The organism is Bacteroides eggerthii (assembly GCF_025146565.1).
Classification (GTDB): domain Bacteria; phylum Bacteroidota; class Bacteroidia; order Bacteroidales; family Bacteroidaceae; genus Bacteroides; species Bacteroides eggerthii.
The window spans coordinates 2,366,647-2,391,580 of record NZ_CP102258.1; the positions used below are offsets into that span (position 1 = coordinate 2,366,647).

22 protein-coding genes and 1 tRNA gene are annotated in these 24,934 nt (G+C 46.2%); 17 read left to right on the top strand and 6 right to left on the bottom strand.

All coding sequences use genetic code 11. From position 1 onward, the window contains the following. Positions 1–72: 72 nt before the first annotated feature. A complete protein-coding gene (locus tag NQ546_RS09700) occupies positions 73–1,074 on the bottom strand; it encodes a 2-hydroxyacid dehydrogenase (RefSeq protein WP_004289945.1) in 1,002 nt (333 codons plus the stop codon). Between the two features lie 481 nt (positions 1,075–1,555). On the opposite strand from NQ546_RS09700, the gene NQ546_RS09705 reads away from it, so the two are divergent. Further along, positions 1,556–2,890 carry an OmpP1/FadL family transporter gene (locus NQ546_RS09705; RefSeq protein WP_004289947.1) on the top strand — a complete coding sequence of 445 codons (1,335 nt, stop codon included), beginning with the start codon at positions 1,556–1,558 and terminating at the stop codon, positions 2,888–2,890. Positions 2,891–2,973: 83 nt separating this feature from the next. On the opposite strand, the gene NQ546_RS09710 is transcribed toward NQ546_RS09705, so the two are convergent. Beyond that, positions 2,974–4,257, bottom strand: coding sequence for a porin (locus tag NQ546_RS09710; RefSeq protein ID WP_004289948.1), 1,284 nt, complete (start codon positions 4,255–4,257; stop codon positions 2,974–2,976). Positions 4,258–4,410: 153 nt separating this feature from the next. Between NQ546_RS09710 and NQ546_RS09715 the strand changes: the two genes are divergently transcribed. The 6 genes from NQ546_RS09715 (at position 4,411) to NQ546_RS09740 (ending at position 11,346) form a co-directional block, all read left to right on the top strand. Next, the gene (locus NQ546_RS09715) at positions 4,411–5,091 is read left to right on the top strand and encodes a queuosine precursor transporter (RefSeq protein WP_004289949.1); all 681 of its coding nucleotides are present in this window, start codon (positions 4,411–4,413) and stop codon (positions 5,089–5,091) included. Positions 5,092–5,129: 38 nt separating this feature from the next. Continuing rightward, positions 5,130–5,786: a 7-cyano-7-deazaguanine synthase QueC gene (gene queC / locus NQ546_RS09720; RefSeq protein ID WP_017141408.1), complete on the top strand. Its 657-nt coding sequence runs from the start codon at positions 5,130–5,132 to the stop codon at positions 5,784–5,786. Between the two features lie 26 nt (positions 5,787–5,812). Then, positions 5,813–6,268: a preQ(1) synthase gene (gene queF, locus NQ546_RS09725; RefSeq protein WP_004289951.1), complete on the top strand. Its 456-nt coding sequence runs from the start codon at positions 5,813–5,815 to the stop codon at positions 6,266–6,268. Positions 6,269–6,515: 247 nt separating this feature from the next. Further along, the gene (locus NQ546_RS09730; RefSeq protein WP_004289952.1) at positions 6,516–8,813 is read left to right on the top strand and encodes a TonB-dependent receptor; all 2,298 of its coding nucleotides are present in this window, start codon (positions 6,516–6,518) and stop codon (positions 8,811–8,813) included. Between the two features lie 53 nt (positions 8,814–8,866). Then, positions 8,867–10,267, top strand: a complete 1,401-nt coding sequence (locus tag NQ546_RS09735) for a DUF4374 domain-containing protein (RefSeq protein ID WP_004289953.1) — start codon at positions 8,867–8,869, stop codon at positions 10,265–10,267. A 5-nt stretch (positions 10,268–10,272) separates the two neighbouring features. Then, positions 10,273–11,346 (top strand): PepSY-associated TM helix domain-containing protein, encoded by a 1,074-nt coding sequence (locus NQ546_RS09740; protein ID WP_004289954.1) that lies wholly within the window; start codon positions 10,273–10,275, stop codon positions 11,344–11,346. Between the two features lie 17 nt (positions 11,347–11,363). On the opposite strand, the gene NQ546_RS09745 is transcribed toward NQ546_RS09740, so the two are convergent. The 4 genes from NQ546_RS09745 to NQ546_RS09760 all read right to left on the bottom strand — a co-directional run bounded on the left by NQ546_RS09745 (position 11,364) and on the right by NQ546_RS09760 (position 14,435). After that, the gene (locus tag NQ546_RS09745; RefSeq protein ID WP_004289955.1) at positions 11,364–12,242 is read right to left on the bottom strand and encodes a PfkB family carbohydrate kinase; all 879 of its coding nucleotides are present in this window, start codon (positions 12,240–12,242) and stop codon (positions 11,364–11,366) included. An 88-nt stretch (positions 12,243–12,330) separates the two neighbouring features. Beyond that, positions 12,331–13,227, bottom strand: coding sequence for a helix-turn-helix domain-containing protein (locus NQ546_RS09750; protein ID WP_004289956.1), 897 nt, complete (start codon positions 13,225–13,227; stop codon positions 12,331–12,333). 23 nt (positions 13,228–13,250) lie between these two features. Next, positions 13,251–14,150, bottom strand: coding sequence for a helix-turn-helix domain-containing protein (locus NQ546_RS09755; protein WP_004289957.1), 900 nt, complete (start codon positions 14,148–14,150; stop codon positions 13,251–13,253). Positions 14,151–14,361: 211 nt separating this feature from the next. Continuing rightward, a tRNA-Asp gene (locus NQ546_RS09760) sits at positions 14,362–14,435 on the bottom strand. Positions 14,436–14,806: 371 nt separating this feature from the next. On the opposite strand from NQ546_RS09760, the gene purU reads away from it, so the two are divergent. The 10 genes from purU to NQ546_RS09810 all read left to right on the top strand — a co-directional run bounded on the left by purU (position 14,807) and on the right by NQ546_RS09810 (position 24,916). Further along, on the top strand, positions 14,807–15,664 hold the full coding sequence (gene purU / locus NQ546_RS09765; RefSeq protein ID WP_004289958.1) for a formyltetrahydrofolate deformylase: 858 nt from the start codon (positions 14,807–14,809) through the stop codon (positions 15,662–15,664). 6 nt (positions 15,665–15,670) lie between these two features. Beyond that, positions 15,671–16,261, top strand: a complete 591-nt coding sequence (hisH, locus tag NQ546_RS09770) for an imidazole glycerol phosphate synthase subunit HisH (protein ID WP_004289959.1) — start codon at positions 15,671–15,673, stop codon at positions 16,259–16,261. A gap of 40 nt (positions 16,262–16,301) precedes the next feature. Beyond that, positions 16,302–17,024: a 1-(5-phosphoribosyl)-5-[(5-phosphoribosylamino)methylideneamino]imidazole-4-carboxamide isomerase gene (hisA, locus tag NQ546_RS09775; RefSeq protein ID WP_004289960.1), complete on the top strand. Its 723-nt coding sequence runs from the start codon at positions 16,302–16,304 to the stop codon at positions 17,022–17,024. Between the two features lie 33 nt (positions 17,025–17,057). Continuing rightward, complete coding sequence (hisF, locus tag NQ546_RS09780) at positions 17,058–17,816, top strand: imidazole glycerol phosphate synthase subunit HisF (RefSeq protein ID WP_004289961.1); 759 nt, start codon at positions 17,058–17,060, stop codon at positions 17,814–17,816. A 76-nt stretch (positions 17,817–17,892) separates the two neighbouring features. Continuing rightward, the gene (gene hisIE, locus NQ546_RS09785; RefSeq protein WP_004289962.1) at positions 17,893–18,501 is read left to right on the top strand and encodes a bifunctional phosphoribosyl-AMP cyclohydrolase/phosphoribosyl-ATP diphosphatase HisIE; all 609 of its coding nucleotides are present in this window, start codon (positions 17,893–17,895) and stop codon (positions 18,499–18,501) included. Positions 18,502–18,521: 20 nt separating this feature from the next. Further along, positions 18,522–19,229, top strand: a complete 708-nt coding sequence (locus tag NQ546_RS09790; protein WP_004289963.1) for a cell division ATP-binding protein FtsE — start codon at positions 18,522–18,524, stop codon at positions 19,227–19,229. Between the two features lie 35 nt (positions 19,230–19,264). After that, positions 19,265–20,581 carry an aspartate kinase gene (locus tag NQ546_RS09795; protein WP_004289964.1) on the top strand — a complete coding sequence of 439 codons (1,317 nt, stop codon included), beginning with the start codon at positions 19,265–19,267 and terminating at the stop codon, positions 20,579–20,581. 87 nt (positions 20,582–20,668) lie between these two features. Then, a complete protein-coding gene (gene lysA, locus NQ546_RS09800; protein ID WP_004289965.1) occupies positions 20,669–21,829 on the top strand; it encodes a diaminopimelate decarboxylase in 1,161 nt (386 codons plus the stop codon). A gap of 126 nt (positions 21,830–21,955) precedes the next feature. Next, positions 21,956–24,298 (top strand): heparin/heparin-sulfate lyase HepB, encoded by a 2,343-nt coding sequence (gene hepB / locus NQ546_RS09805; RefSeq protein WP_004289966.1) that lies wholly within the window; start codon positions 21,956–21,958, stop codon positions 24,296–24,298. 135 nt (positions 24,299–24,433) lie between these two features. Continuing rightward, positions 24,434–24,916, top strand: coding sequence for a ferritin (locus NQ546_RS09810; protein WP_004289967.1), 483 nt, complete (start codon positions 24,434–24,436; stop codon positions 24,914–24,916). Positions 24,917–24,934 lie beyond the last annotated feature (18 nt).

Genomic DNA, 24,934 nt, shown 5'->3' on the forward strand with positions numbered 1-24,934 from the left:
TTATCTGTATGTAACAAGCAAGCGTGTAGGAAAGTTTGGGCCGCGGATGATTAATGTTCTATAAAAAGTCTTTTACAGTTTGACTTCATTTTCCAGTTTCTTATGTTCCATGAAGTCTTTTATGTTCAGCAGGGTGGTGGCGGCAATGTTGGCGAGTGCCTCACGCGTGAAAAATGCCTGGTGGGAGGTTACGATTACATTATTAAATGACAACAAACGCGCCAGGGTGTCGTCGTCGATGATCTTGTCCGACTGGTCTTCGTAGAAATATTCGCTTTCTTCCTCGTACACGTCCAGTCCGGCGGAACCGATTTTCTTGTTTTTCAGTCCTTCTATCAAAGCGTTGGTGTGGATGAGTTGTCCCCGTCCGGTATTGATAATCATCACGCCGTCTTTCATCTTGCCGATGGAATAGTCGTTGATGAGGTATTTGGTCTGTTCGGTAAGGGGGCAGTGCAGGGAGATGATGTCCGAGCTATGGTACAGTTCGTCCAGTGTGGTATATACCACCTGATGTTCCCTGGCGAAATTGTAGTCGGGATAGAGGTCGTAGGCAAGGATGTTCATGCCGAAACCGCGAAGAATGGTAATGAGCTTTTTGGCAATCTTTCCCGTCCCGATGATACCTGCTGTCTTGCCGTACATGTCGAATCCCAGAAGTCCATGCAGCGAGAAGTTCCCGTCGCGCGTACGCCAAGTGGCGCGGGGTATTTTCCGGTTGAGGGAAAGCATGAGGGCGACTGTGTATTCGGCCACCGCATAGGGGGAGTAGGCGGGCACGCGTACTACGGTGATGCCGTTTTCGGCGGCTGCTTTCAAGTCTACGTTGTTATATCCGGCGCAGCGCAGGGCAAGCAGTTTCACGCCGTTTGCCGCCATTTGCCGGATGACTTCCGCGTCGGCCGTATCGTTCACGAAGATGCACACTGCATCCACGCCTTGCGTCAGTATGACGTTGTTCAGGTTGAGATGCCCTTTATAATAACGGAGTTCAAAACCGTATTCGCTGTTTTTTTCATTGAATGAAGCCTCATCGTAGGGCTTGCTGCCGAAGAATGCAATAGTATATGCCATGAGTTTTTAGTTTTTAGCAATGTTATGCTTTATTATTACATAGAAATAACACATACAAAGATAATAAGGTTTAGGAAATATCGGGCGGGTTAATCTTATAGTTTCATTTTCCGACGGTTAATGCTTTTCCTTGCTTTGCCCATTCCTTTCCACCATGGGGTAAGTTTCGTTCCACCATGGTGGAAAGAAACTTACCCCATGGAGGAACGAAAACTACTCCATGGTGGAAAGATTTAGCTTCAGTGGTTTTTTCTCTTAATGATAAGAACGCTGTGTGCTGAACATAGTAGTGGCAAGGAAAGAAATGTCCGGCTTATAAAGAAACACCTTATTTATATAGGTGTATATCTTAAATGTTTCAATAGAAACTATTGATTTTTTCAATTAATTCCTTGCCCTGTCATAAAATTAATGCACAAAACAGTTTTTCATGTGCAGGATTATTGTACCTTTGCGCCCGAAAACAATAAAAAAGATTTAGATGAGAAAAATTTCATTGATTAGCATTGCGATGCTAATCGTTTCAATTCCAACTTTTGCGGGAGGTCTCCTGACAAATACAAATCAACATCCTGCTTTCCTTCGTATGCTGTCTCGCGGTGCAAATACTACCGGTGTAGATGCTGCCTTGTCCAACCCTGCGGGTCTGGCTTTTTTGCCGAAAGACGGATTTTATACATCCTTGAGTGTCCAAAGCGCTTTTCAGACAAGAGATATTGATGCTTCGTGTGAAGCCTTGGGATTGGATAAGTATTATGAGGGTAAGGCATCGGCGCCCGTCATCCCCAGTGTGTTTGCCGCTTATAAGAAAGGCGACTGGACTATTTCCGGTTTCTTTGCCATTACCGGCGGTGGAGGAAAGGCATCGTTCGATGACGGTCTGTCCATGTTCGACGCCATGGTGATAGGCGGATTGGGGCAAAAGGGTATTCCGGGCAATGCCTATTCATTGAAAAGCTACATGGACGGCAAACAGTATATCTATTCCGTACAGTTGGGCTTGACTTATAAAATAACGGATTGGCTTTCCGCTTTTGCGGGCGGACGTATGAACTACTTCACAGGTGGGTACGAAGGAGCGCTGAAAGCAAGTTCCGCCGTTGAATTGCCTTCACCCGCAGGAGGAACGATACCCACCGGCACCGAACTCATCGGTATTGATTTGGATTGCAGCCAGACGGGTTGGGGATTTACTCCGGTTATCGGCTTGGATGCCAAATTCGGTAAGTTGAACATTGGTGCGAAATATGAGTTTAAGGCCAATTTGAACATAGAGAATAATACCAAAGTGAACTCGCTCCGTATGTTGGGCGCTCCCGAAACCGAGCTGGGTGACTACAAGCATGGAGTGAACACTCCGAACGACATCCCTGCCATGCTTTCGGTGGCTGCTGCCTATGAGTTCCTTCCTGTGCTGCGTGCATCGGTGGAATATCACTTCTATGATGATAAAAACGCAGGTATGGCCAACGGCAAACAGAAGTATCTGACAAAGGGAACGAACGAGTACCTGGCAGGTATAGAATGGGACGTGATAAGCAGACTGACGCTGAGTGGCGGTGTACAGTTCACCGATTACGGTTTGTCCGATGATTATCAGTCTGACACCAGTTTCTCTTGCGACTCATACTCTTTGGGATTCGGAGCAAAGTTGCAGCTCTCGGAAAGAGCCGATTTGAATGTGGGCTATATGTGGACCAATTATGAAGATTATACAAAGACAACTCAAAACTATAATGGCATAGGCGTGCCGGGCACAAACGTGTACAGCCGCACCAACAAGGTTTTCGGCCTTAGTATAGACTATCGCTTCTGATATTTCATAATCCAACCTTTATATATGGAAGAAAGGGGATGCTCCGAGGTTCGGAACATCCCCCTTCTTCGTTTTTATACAGATTAGAAAGAATATTGTACCAGCAGGTTCATGCGGTTGGCATGATTGGCGGAACTGTCGAAATTCGTACGCCAGCCGCGCAGGTATTCCGCGCCTACCTGCATGTCGGGAGTGACATTCCAAAACAGATTCGCTACGAAATATTGCCCGTAACGGTAGGTATCCGCTTCGTTGGCAGGATAGCCGTTTTCGGAATAAAGGCGCGACATGCTGTATGTGCTCGAAAGGAACACCTTCGGACTGATGTTGTATTGCAGGCCTGCATACCAGCCCAGCATGGGCAGTGCCTGCATCTTTCCTTCGTTGTCGGGATCGGGAACAATGTCCACATTCAGGTTGCTGATGTCGTTGAGGTATTGTCCGATGCCTTTTCCGTAAGTGGCCTGCCCGAACACCTGCCATTGCCTGCCCAGATTGAAAGTGGCGGATGCCTGTACGCCGAACCCGGTGACGGCATGCGCCTTGTCGCTCTGCGCATCGGTGTAGGTCATGCTGCGGATAAGCCCGCCCACGCGCAAATGGCTTTTGCTGTTCCAGCCGTACTGTGCATAGGCGGTGAAGTCCGGCATGCGCTGTTGTGCGATGGTGAGTCCGTCATTGGTTGTTCCGTCTACGGAGGGCATTTCGATGGAAGCGTTGAAGCGGAAATTCTTCAGTCCCTTGTAGGTATATGCCAGTTGGGTGGCGCGATAAAAAGTCGCTCCGTCGGGACCCTGGAAGTCGATTGTGGAAGGCAGTGCGCCTAAGTCCATGAAGCCGCCGTAGGTGTAGCCCACCGTTATGTCCCGGAAAGAGACGTAGGCATTGCGCAGTTGGAATCCTTTGCTGGAGCCGTCCCGGAAGTTGCCGGCGGTGTACACCACGAAATCTCCGAGGATTTTGGTATGCCCCACCAGTTTCAGGAAAATGGTGGAAGTGCCGGCATCCATTTGGAACTGGTTCCTGATTTTGCTTCCGTTGGGGATATATGCCGGGATGAAGTCGATGTTGTCTACGATACCTCCGAAGTCATACTCTGCTGTGGCACGTACGTAGCCGCCGATACCCAGGGCAAACTTGCCTTTTCTGTCCGTCAGCAGGAAACGGGGCGCTTGCGGTTCGTGGATGTAGGTGAGTTGCGACTCGTTCATGATGCGGATAATTTCGTCGCCTGCCTTGTCTATGGTCACCAGTACGACGCCTTTGGGGGATTCTTCCTCGATAATCACTTTTTTTTGTGCGCGGGCTGCGGATGCCGGCAGCATTGCACAGCACAGCAGAAACACTGCTTTTAAGATTGTTTTCATTTAAGTTAGGTTTTGGTGAATGTGCTTTGAACAACTTAAATTTAAAATGGTTTTGAGGTCACCGAAAGAAAGCGTATCTTTGCGCCCGGTTTAACAATGAGATGCCGCGAATAGCGGTCGTGTATTCTAGAACACCACGTAAAAAACAGGAGTATGAAGCAAAAAGTATCTGTACCTTTTATGCTGCTGGGCATTCTGTTCAATGTCTGTCTGATAGCGGCCAATCTTCTTGAGACAAAAGTCATTCAGGTTTTCGGCATCACCGTTACTGCCGGACTGTTAGTGTTTCCCGTTTCCTATATCATCAACGATTGCATTGCCGAAGTGTGGGGATTTCGCAAGGCGCGCCTGATCATCTGGAGCGGCTTTGCCATGAACTTCTTTGTGGTGATGCTGGGACTGATTGCCGTTGCCCTGCCGGCTGCTCCCTTTTGGGAAGGGGCGCCCCATTTCAATTTTGTCTTTGGCATGGCGCCGCGCATTGTCGCGGCAAGTTTGTCGGCATTTCTGGTGGGCTCGTTTTTAAATGCCTACGTCATGAGCCGCATGAAAGTGGCAAGCGGCGGACGGCACTTCTCAGCACGCGCCATTTGGTCGACGGTGGCGGGTGAGACTGCCGATTCGCTGATCTTCTTTCCGGTGGCGTTTGGAGGCATCATCGCGTGGCAGGAGCTGCTGGTGATGATGTGCATCCAGATTGTGCTGAAATCCCTGTATGAGGTGCTGATTCTTCCGGTGACAATCCGGGTGGTGAACGCAATCAAGAGAATAGACGGAAGCGATGTCTATGATGAGGGAATATCCTATAAAGTGTGGAAAATCAGTGAGATTTAATGGTCTCTCAATCGTCAAACAATAAATTAATATCAAGGGTGAACAAAGAAGCAGCATTGGTCGTGTTCAGCGGTGGGCAGGATTCGACAACTTGCCTGTTCTGGGCAAAGCGTGAGTTTAAGAAAGTATATGCGTTGAGTTTCCTGTATGGGCAGAAGCACCGGAAGGAAGTGGACTTGGCGCGGGAGATAGCGCGTAAAGCGGGAGTGGAGTTTGAAGTGATGGATGTATCGCTCATCGGTAAGCTGGGACGCAACTCCTTGACGGACACCGGTATGGCTATGGATGAGGAAAAACCGGCGGATAGTTTCCCGAACACTTTTGTGCCGGGACGCAACCTGTTCTTTCTTAGCATTGCCGCCGTCTATGCCCGCGAAAAGGGCATCAATCACATCGTGACGGGTGTGTCGCAAACGGATTTCAGCGGGTATCCCGATTGCCGGGACACTTTCATCAAATCGTTGAACGTAACGCTCAACCTTGCCATGGACGGGCAGTTTGTCTTTCACACGCCCCTGATGTGGATTGACAAGGCCGAGACTTGGGCATTGGCGGATGAGCTGGGAGTGCTCGACCTGATCCGCCACGAAACGCTCACCTGCTATAACGGCATCCCCGGTGACGGGTGCGGACATTGTCCGGCATGTAAGCTGAGGCGTGAGGGGCTGGAGAAGTATCTGGCGGGAAAAGGATAATTACTAACATTTTAATCAAGAATAATATGGCCGAGTTAAAAGACCAGCTTTCCTTGCTGGGAAGAAAAACCGAATATAAACAGGACTATGCTCCGGAAGTGCTGGAAGCGTTTGACAACAAGCATCCCGGTAATGATTATTGGGTACGTTTCAACTGTCCGGAATTCACCAGCCTTTGTCCCATAACGGGGCAGCCGGATTTTGCGGAAATCCGCATCAGCTATATTCCCGATGTGAAAATGGTGGAGAGCAAGAGCCTGAAACTCTATCTGTTCAGTTTTCGCAATCATGGCGCTTTCCATGAGGACTGCGTGAATATCATAATGAAAGACCTTATCCGCCTGATGAACCCCAAGTACATCGAGGTTACGGGAATTTTCACCCCGCGTGGCGGGATCTCTATTTATCCTTATGCCAACTATGGCCGTCCCGGCACGAAATACGAACAAATGGCGGAACATCGTTTGATGAGTCGGGAGTAGAACTGTCCTTTTTTATGTGATATACCTATCAATAGTGATTGTGGGTATGATATATTTCTGAATATGGCAGCCTCGTAATTACCTAAAACAGGTGATTGCGGGGCTTTCTTTTTCTGATGACCTTTGCATCCGGTATTAGTAACAACTTAACAGTCATTTAAAATTGAAAACAGCCATATTAAATCTATCCTTGTTCTTCCTGTCGGCGTGCGCCTTTTCCACCTATGCGCAGAAGCCGGGAAAAACAATGATTTCCGGTAAGGTCATATCTACGGAAAAAGAAGTGGTGGACTTTGCGACGGTCTATCTGAAAGGAACCGGTCATGGGGGAATAACCAATCAGGAAGGTATCTATCATGTGAGTGCGCCCGCGGGAAACTATACGCTGGTGGTGTCGGCTGTCGGCTATAAAACCGTAGAGAAACCGGTGACGCTGCTCAGAGGGCAACGGGTGAGGCAGAACATAACAATCAGTCCCGAAACCCAGCAGTTGGACGAAGTGACGGTAGTGTCGACGGGGGTAAGCCGCCTCAAGCGTTCGGCGTTCAATGCTGTGGCAGTGGATACGAAGGAATTGCAGAATACAACCAAGAACCTGAGTGACGCACTGGCCAAAGCGCCGGGCATGAAGCTGCGCGAGTCGGGCGGGGTAGGGTCGGACATGCAGCTTATGCTGGACGGTTTCAGCGGAAAACATGTAAAGGTGTTTATCGACGGCGTTCCGCAGGAAGGTGTGGGAAGCTCTTTCGGACTGAATAATATTCCGGTGAATTTTGCAGACCGTATCGAAGTCTATAAAGGCGTAGTGCCTGTGGGGTTCGGGACGGATGCCATCGGCGGGGTCATCAATATCGTCACGAACAAGAAACGCCGCCGCTGGTTTTTGGATGCATCCTATTCCTACGGCTCGTTCAATACGCATAAATCCAACGTGAACTTCGGACAGACCTTCAAGAACGGCTTCACCTATGAGATCAATGCTTTTCAGAACTATTCGGACAATGATTATCACATTGAAGCTCCGGTAGAAGACTTTGAGACGGGCAGGATAGACCGCGATAAAAAGGTGCGCGTCAAACGTTTCAATGATACGTACCATAATGAAGCGGTCGTTGGCAAAGTGGGGGTGGTCGACAAGAAATGGGCGGACCGTTTGATGCTGGGTTTCACCTACTCCAATATGTATCAGGACATACAGACCGGAGTGCGTCAGGACATCGTTTACGGCCAGAAACACAGGAAAGGACATTCGCTGATGCCTTCGTTGGAATATTACAAGCGTAATTTGTTGGCAAAAGGGCTGGATGTGGCGCTGACCGTAAACTACAACAAGAACCTGACAACGAATGTGGACACCGCTTCCTATAAATACAACTGGTATGGAGACAGGAAGTTGCTGAACTCTCCCGGAGAACAGTCCTACCAACATTCGCGTGCCGACAATAACAACTGGAATGGTACGTTCACCGCCAATTATCGCCTTGGCAAGATGCACATGCTGACTTTCAACCATGTGCTGAACACTTTCAGCCGTTCCAATACTTCTCTGCTTGCCAAAGAGGAACAGTCGGATGCCATAGCGAAGGAGACCCGCAAGAACATCTCCGGTGTCTCTTACCGTCTGATGCCGTCCGAAACCTGGAACTTATCTGTGTTCGGCAAGTATTACAACCAGTTTGTTGCCGGACCGGTAGCCACCGATGCTAACCAAAACGACTATGTGCGCACTACCCGTAGCGTAAGCTCCATAGGGTATGGGGCTGCCGGAACTTATTTCATCCTGCCGGGACTGCAGGCAAAACTCTCTTATGAAAAAGCCTACCGCCTGCCCACCATAGAAGAGATGTTCGGCAATGAGGATCTGGAAATGGGAGACATTGGCATCAGACCGGAGAACAGCGATAACGTAAACCTGAACCTAAGCTATAACAGGACTTTCGGCAGACATTCCGTATATGTGGAAGGAGGGCTGGTTTATCGCAATACCAAGGATTATATCCAGCGCAACATAACCGATCTGAGTGGCGGCAAGTCGGCAGCCACTTATATAAACTACGGAAAGGTACTGACGAAGGGATATAACATATCCGCCCGTTACGGCTTCGGCAAATGGGTGAGTGTCGGCGGTAATTTCACGCAGATGGACGTGCGCGATAATATGAAGACTTCCATATCCGGCAGTGCGGAGAACATTGCCTACAAAGAACGTATGCCCAACCTGCCGTATATCTTTGCCGATTCCGACGTGACATTCTACTGGCGGGACCTCGGACGAAAAGGAAATGCACTGACTGTGTCCTACGATAATCAGTACTTGCACAGCTTCACGTACTATTCGTCCAAAATCGGTTCGAATAAAGGCGACTATGTGGTTCCAAGCCAGTTCTCGCATAATCTGTCCCTATCCTACAGCCTTCGCGACGGACGTTATAATCTGTCATTCGAGTGCAGGAACTTTACGGACGAGCAACTGTATGATAATTTCAGTTTGCAGAAGGCCGGACGGGCATTTTATGGAAAGGTACGCGTATACTTCGGCAATTGAAACAATGAATAAACCGGTAACGATTAGTGTAATATAATTAAAGTAACAACAACATGAAAAAGAATCTTTTATTAGCCGGACTTTTCGCCTCTGCAATGGCGGGACCGGTATTGACATCTTGTACGGATACGGAAGTGCCGGGCGGCGGAAACGCCAATGGGTCCAAAGGCGATTTTGTAGTCGCCTCCTCTGTCACTGCTTCAAACAATACGGTGAACGTGTTGCTGACTTCCAAGACTTTGGACGAGGGTGTCATCTCTACCGTCAACAACGGACTTGTCAACGACGGCGCTTCCCAGTGGGTGTTCTATAAAGACCGCTATCTCTATGGGCTGACTTATAATCAGGGAAATGCCGGTACCACCCGTTCTTATGTAATGAACTCCAACAACGAAGTGCAGGCGCGTTCGGGAGAGTTTGCCGTCAAGCGATTTACTACCTATGGCATTTATGACAAATATATCATCACTGCTTCCACCGGCGACGGTCCTACGGAATATGCCGACGGCAACCTGTATCTGCCTAAGATGTTCTTGCTTTCCTATCTGGATGTAGCGGCCGAAACATTCGAGACCAACGACACGAAAGTAAAGGCCTATATGTCTGAGAACTTCTTGGGTAATGGTGAGTTTGTGACATTGGCGGGCATCTTGGAGCATGACAAGAAGATATACAGCGCAGCCGTTCCTATGGGATTGAGCCAGTATGGCGCTGCCGTAGACGGCGGCAAGTATATATTGCCGGGCAATGAGACTTTGGTGAAGACCGAAGACGGCGGTTCCAACAGCAGCGCCTATAAGAAAGGTGAGTTGCAATGGACGCAGTATCCCAACGAGTGTTGGGTGGCAATCTTCGATGATGCTACTATGACGACCAAGAAACTCATCAAGACTGATAAAATCAGTTATGCCTGTGGGCGTTTCAAGTCCCAGTATTACCAGACTATCTGGGAGGCAGGCAACGGCGATGTTTATGTGTTCTCCCCAAGCTATGCCAAAACAATGAAAGATGCCCGTCAGCAGACAACGTTGCCGGCAGGTGTAGTGCGTATTCCCAACGGTCAGGAGGACTTTGACAGCTACTACTGCGATTTGGAGAAACAAAGCGGCGGAAAATCTTTCCTGCGTTGCTGGCATATTGCGGATGACTACTTCCTGTTGCTGATGTACGACCGCCCTCTGACGGAGACAGGCTTTGAAGCCAAAGAACTGGCTGTCTTTAAAGCGGAAAGCAAGAAACTCACATATGTGACCGGGCTTCCGTCGGCAGACCTGATTTCCGGCTTCGGAAATACTCTGTATGCGGAGAACGGCTATGCTTATATGGCTGTGACGACTACGGACGGATATCCTGCCGTCTATAAGATAGACCCGTCGAGCGCAACTGCTACGAAAGGTGTGGCGGTAGAGGCTACACAGATTACGGGTATCGGTAAGTTGAGTCCCTTGAACTGAATACCATGAAAAAGGCATTTCGTAGAATACACTTATGGCTGTCCGTCCCATTCGGATTGATTATTACGGTTATTTGTTTTTCGGGTGCTGCACTGGTGTTTGAAGATGAAGTAATGGAGTTGTGCAGGCACGACCTCTATTATGTGGAAAAAGCAGGCGGCACTCCGCTTCCGGTGGAACACCTGATTGGGAAAGTTGCCGAAACATTGCCGGACAGCGTTACCGTTACGGGCGTCTCCATTTCCTCTGATGCGGAACGTGCGTATCAGGTCAGCCTGTCAAAACCGCGTCGGGCTTCCATCTATGTGGATCAGTATACGGGTGAGGTGAAAGGACGGAATGAACGTGCACCGTTCTTTCTCACCATGTTCAGGCTGCATCGCTGGCTGATGGACAGCATGAAGCCGGGCGATGGTGTGTTTTGGGGCAAGATGATTGTAGGGGTAAGCACTTTGATGTTCGTGTTCGTACTTATATCGGGTGCCGTCATTTGGTGGCCCCGCACAAAAAAAGTTCTGAAAAACAGCCTGAAGATTACTGTCAATAAAGGCTGGCGGCGCTTTTGGTATGGTTTGCACGTGGCGGGTGGCATGTATGCGCTTGTGTTTCTTTTAATAATGGCTTTGACGGGACTCACCTGGTCTTTCTCATGGTACCGTACAGGTTTTTACAAAGTGTTCGGAGCGGAGATGAAGCAGGAAGGTCATGGGAAAGAAAGAAAAGGGAGAACCTCTTATGCTTGCTGGCAGCAAGTGTATGAGGAACTGAAAGCGCGCAATGCCGATTACAGGCTGATTACGATTTCCGACGGTTCTGCCGGCGTGTCATTCGCGCGGTTGGGCAACCGGCGGGCTGTTGACCGTTACTCCTTTAATCCGCAGAACGGCGAAATCACCGGAACCGTATTGTATAAGGATACCGATGCTTCGGGCAAGATACGCGGCTGGATATATTCTATGCATGTGGGAAGCTGGGGAGGTATCGTTACCCGTATCATGGCGTTCATTGCTGCATTGTTGGGTGGAACGCTTCCGTTGACAGGCTATTATTTGTGGATGAGGCGCATCGGACGTGCATGAAACATTTGTATGCCTTTTTAAGCAGGAGTGATTATTCTTCTGATTTCAGCCTCGGTCCCGCAAAACGGTCCATGAGTTTGTAGCTTGATTGTGCACATGGCAGCGGCAAAACAGCCTGCTTCCTGATAGGAGACACCTTTGTTACGCATATACAGATAGCCTACCATATAGGTGTCTCCGCACCCCGTAGCATCTACTATTTGCAGGGCGGAGTAGGCGGGGATTTCATGGAACTGTCCTTTGGCATATATCAGCGAACCTTTATCTCCCAATGTGAGCAATACTTCTTTCACGCCCCAGTCGGCAATGAGCAAGGCGGCTTCGCGGGGATCTTTGCATCCGGTAAGCACTTCCATTTCGGTTTCGTTGGCTTTCAGTATGTGGATATGCTTCAAGGCCTCTTTCTTTTCCGTCCAGTCCACCGGCAGCACCTTCTCATTATCCACTTTGCGCAGAAACCCCTGAACGTCTACCGATAGCACCCCTTTGCTTGAAAGGTACTTGATGACATCCAATGAAAAATCATCGGCCAACAGGCTGCCCAAGTGGATGATCCGGGCACTGACATCTTGCAACCCTTCCATTGTGAACGGATCGGCCTTTGCTGTGACACGCTGAGTCCGTTCGTTCTGGTTTTCTCCGTATATATTTTCAAAGCAGACGGAATGGACGCTGGGCAGAGTTTTCACCTCGATGCCCTCTTTCCGTATATCCTCCACGACATTCATTTCTGTGTCGGCAAGGGCCGTGACCAATAAAAAACCGCTCGGATCGAGATGCTTAATGGCATGCGCAAAGTAGAAAGAGGTGCCGCCCGGCATGTATATCGTATTTTTTGTGGTAACTATCTTGTCTTGTGTGATATAACCGATGCAGCATAAATCGTGTACACTCATTGTTCCCTGTTGTTTTTATTCGTTTATTTATTTGCAATTTTGCCGCAAAGGTAGTGATTTATTGAGAAAAATCGTAAAATGGCTTATTTCAGTTCTGTGTGTACTTGTATTTTGCAGGTGTTATTCCTGTTATTTTCTTGAATAGGAGGGTGAAATACCGGACGTTTGCATAACCTAATTTCTTGGCTGTCATATGGACCGTATTGTCCTTGTCCAATAACATTCTTTTGGCGATGTTCAGCCGCATCAGCTGAAAGTATTCGTGAATGCTTTTTCCGGTCTCGAATTTTAATAAATCGCTGAAATAGCGGGGAGACAGGTGGAAGGCATCCGCACAGTATTCTTCTGTCGGCAATACACCGTCTGCCAGTTTACCGGACAGGATGTATTTGCTCAACAGTAGGTCTGTCTTGTGCAAGATTGTTTTATTGGCTTCGCAGCGGGTGATGAATTGGCGTTCGTTGAAACGTGCACAGTAATCCAGCAATAACTCGATATGGCGCGAAATCAAAATCTTGCTATGGCAGTCTATGGCGTGTTGGAGCTCCTCTTCGATATTGCGGATGCACTCTATAATTTTCATCTTTTCGCGTAATGAAAGGTGCAGTGACTCGTTCAGCTTATAGAAGAAGAATGAATAATCTTTGATGTGGCTTTCCAGTGTTGTACATGCTATCAGGTCCGGATGAAAGGCCAATAACCAACCTTTCCGGGCAAGCGTATTGCCTGTGTCCAGCTTCATGGTTTCTCCGGGGATACGGAATATCAGCGATGCATTGGAATAATCGTAGTATTTGCGTCCGTACGTAAGATACTCTGCTTCTCCTTCTATCAGGGTGATTGTATAGAAATCACATCTGACAGTACGTTGCTCCAGGGGTGCCTTGGATAAGTCGATGACACTCACCAGCGGATGCAACGTCTTATGGCCCATACAGCAATTGCATTGATGTACGGTATCTATGTTTAGTATCTTTTTTTTCATAAGGACAATCTGAACCGCAACCTTTATATTTGTAGCTTTCTGTATTCTCCGGGTGTGTATCCTACATTCTTTTTGAATATACGATTGAAGTGCTGTGAATATTGGAACCCTAACTCATAAGCAATCTGGCTGACGGTTTTCTCTGTTCCTGCAATCATCTCCTTGGCTAAGTCGATCATCCTGTTCTGGATATATTCCTGTGCGCTTTTTCCGGTTTCTTTTTTTATCAGGTCACCGAAATAGTTGGGGGACAGGAACACTTTGTCCGCAAAGTATTTTACGGAAGGCAGTCCGTCTGTTTGCAGTTTGTCACTTTGGAAATAGTCATCGAGCAGTGTTTCGAATTTTACCAATACACTTTTGTTGCTTTCCGAACGGGTGATGAACTGCCTTTCATAGAACCGCATACAGTAATCCAGCAATAACTCGATGTTTCGTGATATCAGACGCTTGCTATGCTTGTCGATGGGGCGTTGCAGCTCCATCTTTATTTTTTCCAAACAATCTATGAATATTCCCTTTTCTTCTTCAGACAGATGCAGGGCTTCGGCTGAGGTATACGAAAAAAACGAATAATGTTTGATATCCTGTCCCAAAGAAGTTCCTTTGATCAAATCGGGATGGAACAACAGGCCATGGGCATTTGGCTTTACTCCTTGCTGCATCTCTACCTCAACGACCTGTCCCGGAGCGAAACTGGTAACCGTTCCTTCCTGATAATCATAAGTCTGCCTGCCGTAACGGATGTCTCCGCATTTGACGTTTTTCAGAAAAAGGGCATATACTCCGTAGTTCATCGTGAAATGTGTGGGAAACCGAGGAGCTTCCGACAGGTTTACTATACTGACCAGCGGATGTAATGTTTCGAGTCCAAAGAGCCGGTTGTATTGATCTACTGTGTCCAGCTTAATAACTTCTTTCATACGATATCATTTTTTAGTCCTGCACAAATGTAAAGAATTAAATCGTACGTAGTACATCGTACAGTACAGAATCAGTAAATAGGTTACAAATGTCTGTAATTCATTTACATGTTTCGCGAGATGGATTTATTCGCTATTAGGGGAAGCCATGGTATAAAGTGGAGATAAAGAAAAAGCTCTGAAATTATTGAATTTCAGAGCTTTTTCTTTGCGGTGCGTACGGGACTCGAACCCGTGACCCCATGCGTGACAGGCATGTATTCTAACCAACTGAACTAACGCACCATGATTTTATTTTTCCGTCGCTATCTCTCTCGATTGCGGTTGCAAAGGTAGGCGTTTTTTTTGAACCTGCAATAGCTGTGATGAACTTTTTTTTGATAGTGTGTGGCTGTGTTTGCTTTATATCCTCATATTGAGAATATTGTAAAAAACAAGGAGAATGTGATTTAACAACTATTTAGAAACATGTTCCAGTTGTGTTTATGTAGCATTTAGTACCCGATTAGAAAACTGTTTTTGGAGAAAACGAAACATTTTACGCCTACTTTTAAACTTCTTGCTCGAAAAGTTCGTTATTTTGCAATAAATCGTTATTTTTGCGAACTCAAAACAAGAATGTTGTAATTAGAAAGTAACAAAAAAGATATTTTAGGATGATGAAAACAGCCAAACTGTTGCTTCACTGTCCCGACAAACCGGGTATTCTGGCAGAGGTAACAGACTTTATAACGGTGAACAAAGGAAATATTATCTATTTGGATCAATATGTAGATCATGTGGAAAATATATTCTTCATGCGTATTGAATGGGAATTGGAAAATTTTCTGGTTCCTCAGGAGAAAATAGAGGATTATTTTGAAACGTTGTATGCACAGAAGTATGGAATGAGCTTCCGCCTTTATTTCTCAGATGCCAAACCGCGTATGGCTATCTTTGTGTCGAAAATGTCGCATTGCCTCTTCGATTTGTTGGCGCGCTATACGGCAGGGGAGTGGAATGTAGAAATACCTCTTATAATAAGTAATCATCCCGACTTGCAACATGTAGCGGAGCGTTTTGGCATACCTTTCCATCTTTTTCCTATTACTAAGGAGACAAAGGAGGAACAGGAAAAGAAAGAAATGGAACTGCTTGCCAAGCATAAAGTGAACTTCATAGTGCTGGCGCGTTATATGCAAGTTATTTCCGAGAAGATGATAAATGCTTATCCCAACCGTATTATCAATATACACCACTCTTTCCTTCCGGCATTTGTAGGTGCGAAACCCTATCATGCGGCATTTGAGCGTGGCGTAAAGATTATTGGCGCTACCAGTCACTATGTTACTACGGAACTGGATGCCGGGCCAATTATCGAACAGGATGTGGTGCGCATCACGCATAAGGACACTGTGCAGGATTTGGTGAATAAGGGCAAGGATTTGGAGAAGATTGTTCTTTCACGTGCCGTCCAGAAACATATTGAACGTAAGGTATTGGCGTATAAGAATAAGACCGTAATATTTAATTAGTAGCTGATGAAGGTTGCAGTCATTAAATATAATGCAGGTAACATCCGATCGGTGGATTATGCCTTGGGGCGCTTGGGTGTTGAGGCGGAGATTACGGCGGATGAAGCTGTGCTGCGTGCTGCGGATAAAGTTATCTTTCCCGGAGTAGGAGAAGCGGAAACGACCATGAATTTTCTGAATGGGGGAAATATGGGTCAGCTGATAAAGGAATTGCGTCAACCGGTGCTGGGGATTTGTCTGGGCATGCAGTTGATGTGTCGGCATTCGGAAGAAGGAAATGTGGACTGCTTGGGTATTTTTGATGTTGATGTGAAGCGTTTTGTCTCGCAAAAACATGAAGATAAGGTGCCTCACATGGGATGGAACACGATTACGCAAACGAACAGCGACCTTTTCAAAGGTTTTACGAAAGAGGAGTTTGTCTATTTCGTACACAGTTTCTATGTCCCGGTTAATGATTGTACCGCTGCCGTAACAAATTACATACTCCCATTCAGCGCTGCCTTGCATAAGGATAATTACTATGCCACCCAGTTTCATCCTGAAAAAAGCGGTAGTGTAGGCGAACGTATCCTGCAAAATTTTCTGGACTTATAAGCGAAAAGAGTTGGTATTTGATAACTTGTAATTGATTGAAATGATAGAACTGATCCCCGCTATTGACATCATCGACGGAAAGTGTGTACGTCTTTCCCAGGGTGACTATGATAGCAAGAAAGTGTATAATGAGAATCCCGTAGAGGTGGCTAAGGAACTTGAAGCGCATGGTATTCGCCGCCTTCATGTGGTGGATCTTGATGGTGCTGCTTCCCACCATGTGGTGAACTATCGCACATTGGAGCAGATTGCTTCTCGTACTTCCTTGATTATAGATTTTGGTGGTGGTGTAAAGAGCGATGAGGATCTGGTCATTGCATTTGAAAACGGTGCACAAATGGTGACGGGAGGGAGCATTGCAGTAAAGAACCCCGAACGTTTCTGCCACTGGTTGCAAACATACGGTTCTGAAAAAATAATCCTCGGAGCTGATGTTAAAGATCATAAGATTGCCGTTAACGGTTGGAAAGACGAGAGTGCTTGTGAACTGTTCCCTTTTCTGAAAGATTATGTGGAGAAAGGTATTCGCAAGGTCATCTGTACGGATATCAACTGTGACGGTATGTTGCAAGGTCCTTCTACGGCTTTGTACAAAGAAATATTAGAGGCGAACTCCGGATTGTACCTTATTGCCAGCGGGGGAGTGAGCTGTGCCGATGATATTCGCCAACTGGAGGCTGCGGGCGTGCCTGCCGTAATTTTCGGTAAGGCTTTGTATGAGGGACGTATAACTTTCAAGGAACTGGAAGGGTTTATGATTTGAAATCATAAATCTAAAATCATAAATAAAAGAAGAGTGTTAGCAAAAAGAATCATTCCCTGTCTTGACATCAAAGACGGACAGACTGTAAAAGGAACTAATTTTGTGAACCTGCGCCATGCAGGCGATCCGGTTGAACTGGCGCGTGCTTATAGCGGGCAGGGGGCTGATGAACTGGTGTTTCTGGATATTACTGCCAGTTTTGAAGGACGCAAGACGTTTGCCGAACTGGTAAAGCGTATCGCTGCCAACATCAGCATCCCTTTCACCGTAGGCGGTGGCATCCATGAATTGAGTGATGTGGACCGGCTTTTAAATGCGGGTGCTGACAAAATATCTATCAATTCCTCTGCTATCCGTCGTCCTGAACTGATTGATGAAATAGCCAAGCACTTCGGGTCACAGGTCTGTGTACTTGCCGTTGATGCTAAACAGACAGAGAAAGGCTGGTGGTGTTATCTCAATGGTGGACGTGTAGAAACGGGCAAAGAACTCTTTTCTTGGGCAAAAGAAGCACAGGAACGTGGCGCAGGCGAGGTCCTTTTTACCAGTATGAACCATGACGGAGTAAAGACCGGATACGCCAATGAAGCCCTTGCAACTCTTGCTGACGGGCTTTCCATACCGATCATCGCATCGGGTGGGGCAGGAGCCAAAGAGCACTTCCGCGATGTCTTTGTAGAAGGAAAAGCGGATGCCGCTTTGGCAGCCAGTGTTTTTCATTTCGGAGAAATTAAAATTCCCGATTTAAAATCGTATCTTTGCGCCCAGGGAATTGTAATGCGCCGGATTTGAAAAGGTGGTAATTTGAAAAAGATGATGAAGTGGCAGGGATGATAAAGTGATAAATACCTAATAATATATATTGAAGATGTTGGACTTTGATAAAATGAACGGACTTGTTCCGGCAATTATACAGGATGCCGATACAGCTAAAGTGCTGATGTTGGGGTTTATGAACCGGGAAGCATACGATAAGACGGTAGAAACCGGTAAGGTGACATTCTTTAGCCGCACAAAGAACCGTCTTTGGACGAAAGGAGAAGAAAGTGGTAATTTCCTGAATGTGGTTTCCATGAAAGAAGACTGCGACAAGGACACTTTGCTTATTCAGGTACATCCTGTCGGTCCGGTTTGCCATACCGGTACGGACACCTGCTGGGGCGAGAAAAACGAACAGCCTGTTATGTTTCTAAAACTTCTTCAGGATTTCATTGACAAGCGTCATGCCGAAATGCCTGAAGGTTCCTACACTACCAGTCTGTTTCAGTCCGGCGTCAATAAAATGGCGCAAAAGGTAGGCGAGGAAGCTGTTGAGACTGTCATCGAGGCATGTAATGGTACGGACGAACGTCTGATATATGAAGGTGCGGATTTGCTGTACCATCTTATTGTATTGTTGACATCCAAAGGTTATCGTATAGAAGACCTGGCACGTGAGCTGGAAGAGCGCCACAGTGCTACTTGGAAAAAACACTAAGCTAATTAGTAATTATTATCATGGACGAAGCGCTGATACGGTATAAAGACGTGGAGATACACCAGCAGGAGCTGTGCGTGTTGAACAGTGTGAATCTGGAACTGCATAAGGGGGAGTTTGTCTACCTTATCGGTAAAGTAGGTTCGGGCAAGACGAGCTTGCTCAAAACCTTCTATGGTGAACTGGATGTTGCTGCGGGTGATGCTGAGGTGTTGGGATATGACATGCTGCGTATCAAGCGTAAGCATATTCCGCAGTTACGTCGTAAGCTGGGCATTGTCTTTCAGGACTTCCAACTGCTTACAGACCGTACGGTACATGATAATCTTGAGTTTGTGCTTCGCGCCACCGGGTGGAAAAACAAAGGGGAAATAAAAGACCGTATTAACGAAGTTTTACAGTTGGTGGGCATGAGTAATAAAGGTTATAAGTATCCCAATGAATTGTCGGGCGGAGAGCAACAACGTATCGTGATAGCCCGCGCCGTACTCAATTCTCCCGAGGTGATTCTTGCCGACGAGCCTACGGGGAATTTGGATGTGGAGACCGGTTTTGCCATTACTCAACTCCTGCATGATATCAGTGCGGCAGGTTCACTTGTCATTATGACTACGCACAATATGCAGTTGCTTTGGGAGTATCCGGGACGCGTATATCGCTGTGCAGATCATTTGATAACGGATGTGACGGAGCAGTATTCCGTTGCAGTGCCGACAGAAGAAAAATAAACAAGATTATATAACATTTTAATACAGGAACGAAAATGAAAGTTTTAAAGTTTGGAGGTACTTCAGTAGGTTCGGCTCAACGAATGAAGGAAGTAGCCAAATTGATTACCGATGGTGAACGTAAGATTGTGGTTCTCTCCGCCATGTCGGGTACCACAAACACATTGGTTGAGATTTCGGACTATCTGTACAAGAAAAATCCGGAAGGTGCTAACGAGATTATCAATAGACTGGAAACAAAATACCGCCAGCATATCGATGAACTCTATGCTACTCCTGAATATAAACAGAAGGGTTTGGAACTTATCAAATCTCATTTCGATTATATCCGTTCTTATACCAAAGACCTTTTCACACTGTTCGAGGAAAAAGTTGTGCTGGCACAAGGTGAGTTGATTTCTACCGCTATGATGAACTATTATCTGCAAGAATGTGGTGTGAAGTCAGTTTTACTCCCGGCTTTAGAATATATGCGTACGGACAAAAATGCCGAGCCCGATCCGGTTTATATCAAAGATAAACTTCAGGTTCAGCTCGAACTGCATCCCAATGCCGAAATCTATATCACGCAAGGTTTCATCTGCCGCAATGCCTATGGCGAGGTAGATAATTTGCAACGGGGTGGCAGTGACTATACCGCTTCATTGATCGGCGCGGCCGTCAAGGCTTCTGAGATTCAGATATGGACTGATATTGATGGTATGCATAATAATGACCCGCGTGTTGTAGATAAGACTTCTCCTGTGCGTCATCTCCACTTTGAAGAGGCGGCTGAGTTGGCATACTTTGGTGCAAAAATCCTGCATCCCACTTGTATCCAGCCTGCCAAGTACGCTAACATCCCCGTACGTCTGCTCAATACAATGGATCCCACAGCTCCGGGCACACTCATTTCCAATGATACGGAGAAGGGTAAGATCAAGGCAGTAGCAGCCAAGGAGAATATTACGGCTATTAAAATTAAGTCCAGCCGTATGCTGCTTGCTCATGGTTTCCTACGTAAGGTATTTGAAATTTTCGAAAGCTACCAGACTTCTATCGATATGATTTGTACATCCGAGGTAGGAGTGTCCGTTTCTATCGATAACACCAAGCATCTTAACGAAATATTGGATGACTTGAAGAAATATGGTACGGTGACGGTGGATAAGGATATGTGCATTATCTGCGTAGTGGGTGACCTTGAATGGGAAAATGTAGGCTTTGAAGCTAAGGCTCTTGATGCCATGCGTGATATTCCGGTGCGTATGATTTCTTTCGGCGGCAGCAACTATAACATTTCTTTCCTCATTCGTGAATGTGATAAGAAGCAGGCTTTGCAGTCACTCAGTGATGCGCTGTTCAATGAGTAATATAAAGAAATAGTAGATTATGAGCGCTTTTACCTTTTGATAAAAGCGCTCTTTTTAACTGAATGACGAACAACCCATAATAATTGTATGAAAGGAACATTTCCTATTGATAAATTCCGCGAACTGCGTACACCGTTTTATTATTACGATACGAAAGTATTGCGTGATACTTTGACTTGCATCCGCACTGAAGCGTCACGCTACGATAATTATTCGGTGCATTATGCGGTAAAGGCTAATGCCAATTCCAAAGTACTTACTATTATCCGAGAAAGCGGATTGGGGGCGGACTGTGTTAGCGGTGGTGAAATTCGTGCGGCAATCAAGGCGGGGTTTCCTGCCAATAAGATAGTGTTTGCCGGAGTAGGCAAAGCAGACTGGGAAATAAATCTCGGGTTGGATTATGACATCTTCTGCTTTAACGTAGAGTCCATTCCCGAATTGGAGATTATTAATGAACTGGCTGAGGCGAAAGGTAAGATAGCTAATGTCGCTTTCCGTATCAATCCCAATGTTGGAGCACATACTCATGCCAATATCACTACCGGATTAGCTGAAAATAAATTCGGCATCAGTATGCAGGATATGGACCATGTGATAGATGTGGCGCAGGAAATGAAGAATGTCAAATTCATCGGACTTCATTTTCATATCGGTTCACAGATACTGGACATGGGCGATTTTGTAGCTTTGTGCAATCGTGTCAATGAATTGCAGGACAGGCTTGAAGCTCGCCAGATACGCATTGAACATATCAATGTGGGGGGGGGGCTCGGCATTGATTACGGACATCCCAACCGTCAGGCGATACCCGATTTCAAAAGCTATTTTGAAACGTACGACAATTGCCTGAAACTTCGTTCTTATCAGACGCTTCATTTTGAGCTGGGACGTTCGGTGGTAGGGCAGTGCGGTTCGCTTATTTCGAGAGTGTTGTACGTAAAGCAAGGTGCTAATAAGCAGTTTGCCATTTTGGATGCAGGTATGACGGATTTGATTCGCCCTGCACTCTATCAGGCTTTCCACAAGATAGAGAACCTTACGTCCGACGCTCCGCTGCAGACTTATGATGTTGTGGGCCCTATCTGTGAGTCATCCGATGTCTTTGGTAAGGCTGTTGATTTGAATGGCGTGAAGCGTGGTGACCTCATGGCGCTTCGTTCTGCCGGAGCCTACGGTGAAATTATGGCTTCGGGCTATAACTGTCGTGAGCTGCCGCAGGGCTATACATCGGATGAGTTAGTGTAAGCGTACAAGTTTATAGAGGAATTATAGAGCACAGAAACAATCTTTTTGTTTCTGTGCTTATTTTTTATAGCTACTTGATTTTTTTATTGTATTTTTACAACAGTAATATCTGATATAAATTCCATTATGAAACACAAATCAATTTTCTTTTCAATCAGTCTGATACTAAGCTCTTTTTCCCTTTCGGCACAGGAATTGCCGAAAGAGGTGGTTTGGCAAAAAGTAGAAGGGGTTAATGTACCGATTCCACCTCAAACGCATCCCCGGTTGTACGTCCGTTCGTCCGATTTACCTGTTTTAAAGGAGCGAATGAAAACTCCGCAGGCACAACAAACCCTTTCTCTCATGAAGGAGTTGGGCAAGGATCGTACGCCTGATGAAGAAGCTGCCGTAACAAATCGCGGATTTCGCTATTATTATGAAATGCGCGGTGTCACGACGAGAGTACAGTTACAGGCTCTCGATTATCTTTTGGATGGTGATAAACGCTTGGCTCGTAGGGCTATTACCGCCATGCTCGACACATTGCAACGTGCCAGTTTTGGTACCCGTTCCGATATGTCGAGGGCCAGTGGGACTATGCTGATAACGGGTGCTATGGTATATGACTGGTGCTACGATCAAATGAAAAGTTCGGAGAAACAAGCCTATATCAAAGAGTTTGTCCGGTTGGCAAAAAGTATGGAGTGTGGTTATCCGCCGCGCAACAACCAGCCCATAGCAGGCCATCCGTCAGAATGGATGATTATGCGTGATATGCTGTCGGCTGGCATTGCTATTTATGATGAATATCCCGATATGTACAACCATGTCATTACTATGCTCTATCGTGATTATATTCCGGCTCGTAACTATTTCTACGGAGGACAGAACTATCATCAGGGTACTAACTATGTGCATGTACGTTTTGCCTGTGACCTTTTTCCTCTTTGGATTTTAGAGAAAATGGGGGCGGGCAGCATTTATGATTCTTCGGCAAGATTTGTGCTTTATGACATTATTTATCGCCGGCGTCCCGACGGGGTGTTGTTGCCTTCGGGCGATGATTATCCGCAAAATCGTCCTGCACTGCTCACGATGCCTACGCCAATGATGTTAGCTTCCAGTTACTATAAGGATGAATATCTTGCTTATGAGTTCGAGCGTAATCCTCATTTGAATAAGTCGGGCAATGAATCTATGAACCACTGTCTGATATACGATTTACTGTGGCGTGACTATAATCTGAAAGGTAAAGCTCCTGATGATCTTCCTTTGACCCGCTATTCCGGTACTCCTTATGGCTGGATGATTGCCCGTACGGGGTGGGATGCCAATAGTGTGATTGCCGAAATGAAGATAAATGAACAGTTTGTGGGTAACCACCAGCACATGGACGGAGGTAGCTTCCAGATTTATCACAAAGGACCTTTGGCAATTGATGCAGGCGCTTATAGCGGTAGTTCAGGTGGCTATAACAGTCCCAACAACAAGAACTACTTTAAACGTACCATTGCTCACAATTCATTGTTGGTGTACGATCCTGATGAAAAATTTGAATGTTGGAACTATGGAGGAGGTGGAAAGACCCGGTTTGCAGCCAATGACGGCGGGCAGCGTATGTGTGGCGAGGGTTGGAAAACTTGTAATTCGCTTGATAGTCTCTTGTCCGAAGAGTATACGGTGGGCAAAGTGTTTGCGCATGGGTTTGGTCCTGATGCGCAAACGCCCGATTATTCTTATTTGAAAGGAGATATTACTCAAGCCTACACCCGGAAGGTGAAGGAGGCCAAACGTTCATTTGTGTTCCTCAACCTGCAATCGGAGCAGGTGCCTGCTGCGCTTATTGTCTATGACAAAGTAGTGGTTTCCAATCCCGGTTATCGTAAATACTGGTTATTACATAGTATTGAGGAACCTACACTTGAAAGCAACACTTTCACAGTGCGACGTACCAAAGATGGTGATAGCGGTATGTTACATAACACCGTACTTTTGCCCCAAGCGGACAATATGCATATTGATAAGGTAGGCGGTCCCGGCAAAGAAAATTGGGTGTTCGGAACCAATTATCCCAATGATGCCGTAGCCCCTTATCTTGACAATGCCAATGAGCGTGGTGCGTGGAGAGTAGAGGTGTCTCCTGTTGCTCCTGCCGCTACCGACAACTTTTTGAATGTAATACAGGTCGCCGATAATCAATGCAATAAACTAAATGCCGTACAGCGTATTGAAAATGAGCTGGTTGTAGGCGCTCAATTGGCTGATCGCGTAGTAACTTTTGCTAAGAATAGCGAACAATTATGCCGGGACTTTGCTTTCTCTGTGAGTGGTACGGGAATATTTAAGTTTGTTATCACTGACCTTAAGGCAGGCAACTGGCAGGTAAAGAAAGACGGTCGTGTTTTTATTCCGCTGGCTGAGGTGCGGGCTTCCGAGGGTGTTCTCTCTTTTGAAGGTACAGCCGGGAATTATGAGTTCTGCCGGTAGCTGTCCTGTAATGTAACTGGAACATTTGTAAGGTTAGATTTTACTTATTTTACTAAATAATGTTATCGGTGTGAACAATCTATGTGTGTTCTTGTTATATTTGTAATCATTTCAATTTAATTAATAAATACAATTATGATAACAGAAAAATTACAGAATGCAATTAACGAGCAGATTACGGCTGAGATGTGGTCATCCAACCTTTATTTAGCAATGTCTTTCTATATGGAGAAAGAGGGTTATTGTGGTATGGCTTCTTGGTTGAAGAAGCAGTCATTCGAAGAACATGGACATGCTTGTGAACTGGCCTCATATATTATTAAGCGTGGCGGTAAGGCAAAATTGGATAAAATTGATGTTGTTCCTAATGACTTCGGTACTCCGCTGGAAGTATTCGAACAGGTTTATGAACATGAATGTCGTGTGTCAAAGATGATTGATGCTCTTGTAGATGTAGCCGCTGCTGAAAAGGATAAAGCTTCTCAAGATTTCTTGTGGGGATTTGTTCGTGAGCAGGTAGAAGAAGAAGCTACTGCATCGGGCATCGTAGATATGGTGAAGAAAGCCGGTGCTACCGGAATTTTCTTTGTTGATGCGAAGCTGGGTGAAAGAAAATAAGAGAAAAAGTAATAAAGA

Coding starts and splice junctions, on each gene's coding strand:
- NQ546_RS09700 (WP_004289945.1), bottom strand. CDS start 1,074: ATGGCATATACTATTGCATTCTTCGGCAGCAAGCCCTACGATGAGGCT.
- NQ546_RS09705 (WP_004289947.1), top strand. CDS start 1,556: ATGAGAAAAATTTCATTGATTAGCATTGCGATGCTAATCGTTTCAATT.
- NQ546_RS09710 (WP_004289948.1), bottom strand. CDS start 4,257: ATGAAAACAATCTTAAAAGCAGTGTTTCTGCTGTGCTGTGCAATGCTG.
- NQ546_RS09715 (WP_004289949.1), top strand. CDS start 4,411: ATGAAGCAAAAAGTATCTGTACCTTTTATGCTGCTGGGCATTCTGTTC.
- queF (WP_004289951.1), top strand. CDS start 5,813: ATGGCCGAGTTAAAAGACCAGCTTTCCTTGCTGGGAAGAAAAACCGAA.
- NQ546_RS09730 (WP_004289952.1), top strand. CDS start 6,516: ATGATTTCCGGTAAGGTCATATCTACGGAAAAAGAAGTGGTGGACTTT.
- NQ546_RS09735 (WP_004289953.1), top strand. CDS start 8,867: ATGAAAAAGAATCTTTTATTAGCCGGACTTTTCGCCTCTGCAATGGCG.
- NQ546_RS09740 (WP_004289954.1), top strand. CDS start 10,273: ATGAAAAAGGCATTTCGTAGAATACACTTATGGCTGTCCGTCCCATTC.
- NQ546_RS09745 (WP_004289955.1), bottom strand. CDS start 12,242: ATGAGTGTACACGATTTATGCTGCATCGGTTATATCACACAAGACAAG.
- NQ546_RS09750 (WP_004289956.1), bottom strand. CDS start 13,227: ATGAAAAAAAAGATACTAAACATAGATACCGTACATCAATGCAATTGC.
- NQ546_RS09755 (WP_004289957.1), bottom strand. CDS start 14,150: ATGAAAGAAGTTATTAAGCTGGACACAGTAGATCAATACAACCGGCTC.
- purU (WP_004289958.1), top strand. CDS start 14,807: ATGATGAAAACAGCCAAACTGTTGCTTCACTGTCCCGACAAACCGGGT.
- hisH (WP_004289959.1), top strand. CDS start 15,671: ATGAAGGTTGCAGTCATTAAATATAATGCAGGTAACATCCGATCGGTG.
- hisA (WP_004289960.1), top strand. CDS start 16,302: ATGATAGAACTGATCCCCGCTATTGACATCATCGACGGAAAGTGTGTA.
- hisIE (WP_004289962.1), top strand. CDS start 17,893: ATGTTGGACTTTGATAAAATGAACGGACTTGTTCCGGCAATTATACAG.
- NQ546_RS09790 (WP_004289963.1), top strand. CDS start 18,522: ATGGACGAAGCGCTGATACGGTATAAAGACGTGGAGATACACCAGCAG.
- NQ546_RS09795 (WP_004289964.1), top strand. CDS start 19,265: ATGAAAGTTTTAAAGTTTGGAGGTACTTCAGTAGGTTCGGCTCAACGA.
- lysA (WP_004289965.1), top strand. CDS start 20,669: ATGAAAGGAACATTTCCTATTGATAAATTCCGCGAACTGCGTACACCG.
- hepB (WP_004289966.1), top strand. CDS start 21,956: ATGAAACACAAATCAATTTTCTTTTCAATCAGTCTGATACTAAGCTCT.
- NQ546_RS09810 (WP_004289967.1), top strand. CDS start 24,434: ATGATAACAGAAAAATTACAGAATGCAATTAACGAGCAGATTACGGCT.